6 protein-coding genes and 1 pseudogene are annotated in these 6,800 nt (G+C 71.8%); 5 read left to right on the top strand and 2 right to left on the bottom strand.

Annotation, left to right across the window (positions count from 1 at the left end; all coding sequences use genetic code 11):
- The 5 genes and pseudogenes from C1I95_RS35480 to C1I95_RS30690 all read left to right on the top strand — a co-directional run.
- Positions 1–221, top strand: a pseudogene (locus C1I95_RS35480) (hypothetical protein); the annotation flags it as partial.
- 93 nt (positions 222–314) lie between these two features.
- A complete protein-coding gene (locus C1I95_RS30675; protein ID WP_111219150.1) occupies positions 315–584 on the top strand; it encodes a metal-sensitive transcriptional regulator in 270 nt (89 codons plus the stop codon).
- Positions 585–758: 174 nt separating this feature from the next.
- Positions 759–2,150, top strand: coding sequence for an MBL fold metallo-hydrolase (locus tag C1I95_RS30680; RefSeq protein ID WP_111219152.1), 1,392 nt, complete (start codon positions 759–761; stop codon positions 2,148–2,150).
- A 14-nt stretch (positions 2,151–2,164) separates the two neighbouring features.
- A complete protein-coding gene (locus C1I95_RS30685) occupies positions 2,165–2,758 on the top strand; it encodes a rhodanese-like domain-containing protein (RefSeq protein WP_111219158.1) in 594 nt (197 codons plus the stop codon).
- Positions 2,755–3,633, top strand: a complete 879-nt coding sequence (locus C1I95_RS30690) for a sulfite exporter TauE/SafE family protein (RefSeq protein WP_111219154.1) — start codon at positions 2,755–2,757, stop codon at positions 3,631–3,633. The genes C1I95_RS30685 and C1I95_RS30690 overlap by 4 nt, the downstream gene beginning before the upstream one ends.
- Here C1I95_RS30690 and C1I95_RS30695 read toward each other — a convergent pair.
- Both C1I95_RS30695 and C1I95_RS30700 read right to left on the bottom strand, forming a co-directional pair.
- On the bottom strand, positions 3,605–5,065 hold the full coding sequence (locus C1I95_RS30695; RefSeq protein WP_199523987.1) for a sensor histidine kinase: 1,461 nt from the start codon (positions 5,063–5,065) through the stop codon (positions 3,605–3,607). The two genes, C1I95_RS30690 and C1I95_RS30695, sit on opposite strands and share 29 nt — an antisense overlap.
- Positions 5,062–6,800, bottom strand: a 1,739-nt coding sequence (locus C1I95_RS30700; RefSeq protein WP_438941354.1) for an NAD(P)/FAD-dependent oxidoreductase, incomplete at its 5' end; no start/stop codon positions are given. The genes C1I95_RS30695 and C1I95_RS30700, both read right to left, overlap by 4 nt.

Genomic DNA, 6,800 nt, shown 5'->3' on the forward strand with positions numbered 1-6,800 from the left:
ACGCCGACATCCGGCAGACCACGACCACCGTCACGGTCTGGACCTTCCCCTGGTCCCAACTGGCCCTCGCCGTCATCCTCGTGGCGCTCGTCCTCACCGTCCGGTTCATCACCCGGCGACGCCGGCAACGACTCGCCCAACTGCTCGCCAACGCCCGAGAAGAAGGCCGAGCAGAGAGCCGGGAAGCCACGGCCGTGGGCCGCTCCGCGAAGTCCTCCTGACGCACCGAAGGTCGCCCGTATTGGTGCCGCCGCTCTGCCAACTGGCCGGACGGATACCCCTGGGGGTATAGTCCGAAGCCAGGAGGTGTCGAGATGAAGCTGCGACCCGAGATGACCGGTGACGCCCTGACCCGACTCAAGCGGGCCCGCGGGCAGCTGAACGCGGTGATCGAGATGATGGAGGACGGCCAGGACTGCCGGGCCGTCCTGACCCAGCTCGCCGCGGTCTCCAAGGCGATCGACCGAGCCGGCTTCAAGATCATCGCGTCGGGGATGCGGCACTGCTCCACTGCGCGCGACAACGGCGAGCAGCCGGAGATGACCGAGGAAGAGCTGGAGAAGCTGTTCCTGGCCCTGGCGTGAGCCACCTGGGCTGACCTCCCGAGGTAGCCCGCCGAACCGACCGAACCAGCCGACCGAACCGGGCCGCATTTCCAGCGGCACGGTCGGCGGAGCACGCGCGAATTCGACCAAGGCAGAAGTCTGCGCGGCATATACCCCCCGGGGTATATGCCGCTACGAGGAGAGGAGTTGGGCATGGCGGTACGGGTGTCGGTCATCGCGACCTCGTCCCTGGGTGACCGCAGCTATCTGGCCACTGACGGCCGGGTGGCGGTCGTGGTGGACCCGCAACGGGACATCGACCGTGTGATGCACGCCGCCGGAGCGGCGGGCGTGCGGATCACGCACGTGGTCGAGACACACCTCCACAACGACTATGTGTCCGGCGGGCTGGAGTTGGCCCGGCTCACCGACGCCCGGTACCTGGTCGCCGCGGCCGACGAGGTCGGGTTCGACCGGGTGCCGGTCGCCGACGGCGACGTCGTCGACGTGTCGGACGGGCTGCGGATACGGGTGGTGGCCACCCCCGGGCACACCTTCCACCACCTGTCATATGTCCTCGACGAGGCCGGCGCCGGCGACTGGACTCCGGTGGGGGTGTTCACCGGCGGCTCGCTGCTGTTCGGCACCACCGGTCGCACCGATCTGCTCGGGCAGCAGCACGCCCACGAGTTGGCCAACCACCAGCACACCTCGGCGCAGCGGCTGGTCGACCTGCTGCCCGACGGGGCGCAGGTGTGGCCCACCCACGGGTTCGGCAGCTTCTGCTCGGCGAGCCAGTCCGACGCCCCGGAGTCGACGATCGGCCGGGAGAAGCAGGGCAATCCGGTCTTCCGGCTGGCCGCGGCGGACTTCGTCACCGAGACGCTGGCCGGTCTGGACGCCTACCCGGCGTACTACGCGCACATGGGCGTCGCCAACGCCGCCGGCCCCGCGCCGGTCAACCTCACCCCGGCGACCCGGGCCGACGCCGGGCAACTGCGGGATCGGATCGCCGCCGGCGAGTGGGTGGTCGACCTGCGACACCGCAAGGCGTACGCGGTGACCCACCTGGCCGGCACAGTCAGCCTCGGCCTCGACGGGCCGATGTCAACCTGGCTCGGCTGGCTGATCGATTGGGGCACGCCGATCACCCTGCTGGCCGAGACCCCGGAACAGGTCGCCGAGGCCCAGCGCGAACTGGTCCGGATCGGCATCGACCGGCCCGCCGCCCAGGCGACCGGCGTCCCGCAGCAGTGGGCCACCGACCCCGCCGACCTGCGGCAGTTGTCCGTCGCCGACTTCCCGGCGCTGGCCGCCGCGCTGGCCGGAGACATCCCGGCCGGGCTGCCCGCCCCGCAGGTCGTGCTCGATGTGCGGCTGACCAACGAGTGGCAGGCCGGACACCTTGACGGAGCCGTGCACGTGCCGCTGCCCGATCTGCCGCGACGGCTGGCCGACATCCCGGCCGGGACGGTCTGGGTGCACTGCGGATCCGGCTACCGCGCGGCTGCTGCCGCGTCCCTGCTGGCCAACGCCGGCCGTCGGGTGGTGCTCGTCGACGACCAGTTCGCCCACGCCGCTCCAGCCGGCGTGCGGATGGCATGACCAAGGAGCCGAACATGACCAACAGTCCCTCGACCATCGACCCGGCCACGCTGCGGGCCCTGCTCGCCAACGGGCGGGCACCCCGGCTGCTCGACGTACGGACCCCGGGCGAATTCGAGACCGCGCACATCCCCGGCTCGTACAACGTGCCGCTGGACCTGCTCAAGGAGCACCGCGAGGAACTGCGCCGCCACCTCGACGAGGACGTGGTGCTGATCTGCCACTCCGGTGCCCGCGCCGCCCAGGCCGAGCAGTCCCTGTCCCGGGCCGGGCTACCCAACCTGAAGGTGCTCGACGGCGGCATCGTCGCCTGGCAGGCCACGAACGCCACCGTCGTCCGGGGCCGGCCGCGCTGGAGCTTGGAGCGGCAGGTCCGACTGGTCGCCGGCTCGATCGTCCTGGTCAGCGTCCTGGCGTCGGTGTTCGTGCCGGGTCTGAAGTGGATTGCCGGGTTCATCGGTGCCGGCCTGACGTTCGCCGCCCTCACCAACACCTGTGCCATGGGCCTGCTGCTCGGCCGACTGCCCTACAACCGGGGCGCCAGCTGTGACCTCGACACCATCGTCGGCCAACTTCGCGAGGGCACCCCGACCGGGACCCGGCCGTGACAACGCTCGCCCTGACCGTGGCCGGCGCGGTACTGATCGGTGTCAGCCTCGGCCTGCTCGGCGGCGGTGGCTCGATCCTCGCCGTACCGCTGCTGGTCTACGTGGCCGACCTGCCCGCCCGGGAGGCGATCGCCACCTCGCTGCTCGTCGTCGGTGCCACCAGCGCGGTGGGCGTGCTGCCGCACGCCCGCGCCCACCGCGTGCGGTGGCGCACCGGGCTGGTCTTCGGTCTCGCCGGCATGGCGGGCGCGTACGCCGGTGGCCGGCTCGCCGCGTACGTCCCGCCCACCGTGCTGCTGGTCGCCTTCGCGCTGATGATGCTCGGCACGGCCGTCGCGATGCTCCGAGGCCGGCACGCCACCTCGGGAGAGTCGGTGCGGCATCGTCCCTCCGCACCACGGATCGTCCTCGACGGGCTCGTGGTCGGCCTGGTCACCGGCCTGGTCGGGGCCGGCGGCGGCTTCCTGGTGGTGCCCGCGCTGGCCCTGCTCGGCGGGCTGTCGATGCCGGTCGCCGTCGGCACCTCGCTGGTGGTCATCGCGCTGAAGTCCTTCGCCGGTCTGGCCGGCTATCTCTCCGGCGTCAGCCTCGACTGGGGGCTCGCCGCCGCCGTCACCCTCGCCGCGGTCGCCGGCAGCCTGCTCGGCGGCCGGCTCGCCGGACGGGTCCCGGCCGAGTTGCTGCGCAAGGCGTTCGGCTGGTTCGTGGTGCTGATGGGCGTGTTCGTCCTCGCCCAGCAACTGCCCACCGAACTGCGGGCCAACCCGCTGCTCTGGGCCGCCGCCGTGGTGGCCGCCGCCGCACCGGTGGTCATCGTGCTGCGCTGGCGTGGCCGCCGCACACGGGTCAACCGGCCGGCGGCTCCTCGGGGCTGATCGGCAGCAGTACGCGGAACACGGTGTTGCCGGGAACGCTCGACACCCGCACGTCGCCGTGGTGCTTGTTGACCACGATCCGGTAGGAGATGTCCAGCCCCAGGCCGGTCCCCTCGCCGACCGGCTTGGTGGTGAAGAACGGCTCGAAGATGCGGGGGCGGATCTCCTCCGGGATGCCCGGGCCGGTGTCCGCGATCTCGACGATCAACTGGTCGTCCAGGCGACCGGTGCGGACGGTCAGGGTGCCCGCATCGCCTATCGCGCCGAGCGCATTGTCGATCAGGTTGCTCCACACCTGGTTCAGTTCGGCGGCGTACGCGGGAATCGACGGCAGGCTCCGGTCGTACTCCTTGACCACCCGGACCCCGGCGGACTTGACCCGGAACATCACCAGCGTGGCGTCGAGCAGCTCGTGCACGTCCACCACCTGGTACGGCGCCCGGTCCAGCTGGGAGTACTGCTTGGCCGCGCCGACCAGGTTGGAGATCCGGGTGGCCGCGTCGGCGATCTCCCGCATCAGCAGCTCGGTCTCCACCGTGTAGGTCAGCCACCGCACCGCCGGCTCCAGTTCCTCGGCGCTCAGCTCGGCCCGGACCCGGTCCAGCCAGTCGATGTCCAGCCCGCCGCTGACCAGTATCGGCGCCAGCTCCCACCCGGCGGTCAGCCCCTGGTCGTCCAGCCAGTCGGTCAGCTCGTCCTCGGCGTCACTGGTCTCCATGGGTGACAACGGACGCGCCTTCGCCACCCGCTCGACCGCCTCCTCCTGCAACGCCACGAGGCCGTGCAGCCGCCGGCCGTCGATCCGGCCGTCGGCGATCATGGCGAGCTTGTGCCGCATCCCGGCGATCCGCTCCTGCAGGCTGGAGGTGGCCCGGACCGCCGCGCTCGCCGGGTTGTTCAGCTCGTGGGTCAGGCCCGCCGACAGCGAGCCCAGCGCCAGCAGGCGCTCCCGCTCGCCGACCAGGGTCTGGGTGTCCCGCATGCCGACGAACATCCCCTCCAGCAGGTGCATCGCCATCGGGAACCAGGAACGCACCGCGTGCGCGAACTTCTCGGCGGGCAGCACGAAGAACTCGGCGTCGGTGAGCGCCCACATGCTGTTCCGGTAGAGCCGGTCGTCGCCCAGGTACGCCTGGGTGGCCCCGCCGTACACGCCACGCTGGGCGGTGCGGTTGATCTCCACCTGGTCGCCGTGGACCGTCCGGCAGAGCCGTACCGTGCCGTCGAGCAGGACGAAGAAGCACTCCGCCGGATCGCCTTCGGCGTAGACCAGGCCACCGGCGTCCCGCCGCTCGACCCGGCCCTGCTCGGCCAGCCAGGTCAGCTGGTCGGCGTCGAGCGACTCGAACAGGAACAGCGTGCGGACCTCCTCGGGAGCCAACCGCCGCGGTGCCCGGCCACCGGCCTCCGCAGCCGGCGTCCCGGTGGTCACTGTGCCTCCAGGTACCGGTGCACCAGCGACACGGCCATCGCGCCCTCGCCGACCGCGGAGGCCACCCGCTTCACCGACGCCGCGCGTACGTCACCGGCGGCGAACACCCCGGGCACACTCGATTCGAGGTGGTACGGGTCGCGCGGCAGCGGCCAGCCCGGTGGTCGACACCCCCCGGTGACTAGGTCCGGTCCGGTGATCACGAATCCCCGATCGTCGCGGACCAGGGTGCCGTCCAGCCACCCGGTCCGCGGCTCGGCCCCGATGAACACGAACAACCAGGACGTGTCCACCTCCCGCTGCTCGCCGGTGCGGGTGTCCCGCAGCGTCAGCTGTTGCAAGTGCTCGCCGCCTGCGGCGGCGACCACCTCGGTGTGCGGATGCACGATCACCTGGTCGAGGCGGGCGAGCTGGTCGATGAGGTACTGGGACATCGACGCGGTGAGGTCCGCGCCGCGGATCAGCACGTGCACCCGTTCGGCGTAGCGGGAGAAGTACACCGCCGCCTGTCCCGCCGAGTTCGCCCCGCCCACGATGTAGACGTCCTGGCCGACGCAGCTCGGCGCCTCGCTGGCGGCCGAGCCGTAGAAGACGCCCCGGCCGGTGAAGTCGGTCAGGCCGGGCGCGCGGAGCATCCGGTACGACACACCGGTGGCCAGCACCACCGCGTGCGCGGCGAGCGTCTCACCGTCGCTGAAGCGCAGCAGCCGCGCCGAGCCGGCCTCCTCCAGACCGACCACCTCCCGGGTGCTGAGCAGCTCCGCGCCGAACTTCAACGCCTGCCGGCGGGCCCGGTCGGTGAGCTGCGCCCCGGAGACACCGTCCGGAAAGCCGAGATAGTTTTCGATCCGGCTGCTCTGCCCGGCCTGCCCACCGGTGGCCAGTCGCTCCACCAGCACGGTCCGCAGCCCTTCCGACGCGCCGTACACGGCCGCTCCCAGCCCGGCCGGCCCGCCCCCGACGACCACCAGGTCGTAGAAGTCCGCCGCCGGGGCGACGGTCAGGCCGACCAGCCCGGCCAGCTCCGCCTCCGACGGTGCCACCAGGGCCTTGCCGTCGACGGTGACCACCAGCGGGACGTCGCTCGCGGTCACCCCGGCCGCCGTGAGCAGCCGGCCGGCCTCCGGGTCGTCGACCAGCAGCCACCGGTAGGGCACCAGGTTGCGGGCGAGGAAGTCGCGTACCGCGAAGGACTCGGCGGACCAGCGGTGACCGACCACCCTGATCTCCGTCGAACCCGCGTCCGGGCTGGCCGACCACGCCTCCAACAACGCGTCGACGACCGGGTAGAGCTTCTCCTCCGGCGGGTGCCAGGGCTTGAGCAGATAGTGGTCGAGGTCGACCAGGTTGATCGCGTCGATCGCGGCGCCGGTGTCCGCGTACGCGGTCAACAGCACCCGTCGTGCCGCCGGGAAGAGATCCATCGCGGCTTCCAGGAACTCGATGCCGGTCATCTCCGGCATCCGGTAGTCGGCCAGCAGCAGCGCCACCTGCTCGCCGCGCAGCTTGACCTCCCGCAGCGCCTCCAGGGCCTCCGGCCCGGAACCGGCGCGAACCACCCGGTACCGCTCGCTGTAGCGGCGCCGAAGGTCCCGGGCGACCGCCCGGGAGACCGCCGGGTCGTCGTCGATCGAGAGAATCACCGGGTTCGCCATGCGCCCATAAAACCACGCCGACGTTTCGACACCACCGCCCGTGATCTGCGCGACATCCAAGCCCACCGGAACCCCTGCCC

It is taken from the genome of Micromonospora craterilacus (assembly GCF_003236315.1).
GTDB lineage: Bacteria > Actinomycetota > Actinomycetes > Mycobacteriales > Micromonosporaceae > Micromonospora > Micromonospora craterilacus.